The organism is Ruminococcus callidus ATCC 27760 (genome assembly GCF_000468015.1).
Classification (GTDB): Bacteria; Bacillota; Clostridia; order Oscillospirales; family Ruminococcaceae; genus Ruminococcus_C; species Ruminococcus_C callidus.
The window spans coordinates 1-1,218 of record NZ_KI260375.1 but is presented as its reverse complement, the minus strand read 5'-3'; the positions used below and the strand labels follow the sequence as shown (position 1 = coordinate 1,218).

At 46.9% G+C, this 1,218-nt stretch carries 1 protein-coding gene and 1 pseudogene; both read right to left on the bottom strand.

Features of this window, described 5'->3' with window-relative positions; translation table 11 throughout:
- A pseudogene (locus RUMCAL_RS06070) lies at window positions 1-226 on the bottom strand (phage tail family protein); the annotation flags it as partial.
- Between the two features lie 12 nt (window positions 227-238).
- On the bottom strand, window positions 239-1,218 hold a 980-nt coding region (locus tag RUMCAL_RS15910), incomplete at its 5' end, for a phage tail protein (protein WP_021681772.1).

Below are 1,218 nucleotides of genomic sequence, written 5' to 3'. Positions count from 1 at the left end.
GTTTCTCGATGCCGATGCCACGCATGGCAAAGGAAATGACTACGTTTCGTTTTTCAATGAAAGCGTTGTTGAGGTAGCTGCCGTTCATGCCTGCGTAAGAAGAAGTGGAAATCGTTCCGGCAGGCGGATTCAGACCTTCGATTTTGGAGGTCATGTATTGGTTGGCAGTGGTGGTCATATCTAATCGTTCACCGTTTTCATTTTCTAAAACCAGAGAAAAATACATCACACACCCCCATTACACATTCAACGCATTCCGTGTCAACCGATAAATCTCCAGCCGTGACAGTGCCTTCGGACTATTATTGGTCTGATTCACTGTCCGGCTGTTGTCGTTATTATAGTAGTTATTGACCGTACCACCGGAACTGCCGTCAACAACAGCACCATAAATACCATTCAAGCTGTAATTCAAATCAGAATCCATGGTCAGCCGCATTGCCTGAGCAACGCCACCGACCGCTTTTTCCACATACTTTTTGCTCTTGTCGATGCCGTCTGCCAGGCCTTTCATAAAGTCCGGCATCCAGCTCTCATAGTCTGTTAGCGGTCCTTTGTCCGGTACAGAGAAGTGCAGAAAATCCCGAATGGTATCGGCAACATTGGTGACGCAGTCCGCCAGCCAGCCGATGGCACTCTGAATGCCATCAATGATTCCCTGAATGATGTCCCGTCCCCAATTCCAGGCATCCGAAGCCAGTCCCTTGATATATCCCACAGCGGCATCGAATCCATTCTGAATGCTGGATTTGATGCCGCTGATTTTGTCGGAAACTGCAGAACGGATGTTGTCCCAGATGCTGGACACCGTAAAAGAAATGCTCTGCATCACGTTGGAAATTGTACTCTTGATGCTGTTCCAGACAGAAGATACCACCGACCGGATAGCGTTCAGAACATTGGAAACCGCAGAAGAAATCTGATTCCAGATAGACGATACCACAGAAAAAATGGCATTCATCACACTGGAAATCGTGCCGAAGATGCTGTTCCAGATGGAAGAAACCACATTCCAGATTGCAGACAAAACAGACGAAATGAAACCTGATACGGCATTCCAAACCGTAGTCACCACATCTTGAATCGCTGTCAAAACCGTGGAAATTGTAGTAGAGATGGCATTCCAGATGGTTTCAAATGTCGTTCGGATACCCTCTAAAATGGGTGTTAAAAACGCCACGATTGCATTCCAAATGGCATTGATCTTCTCCGAGATCC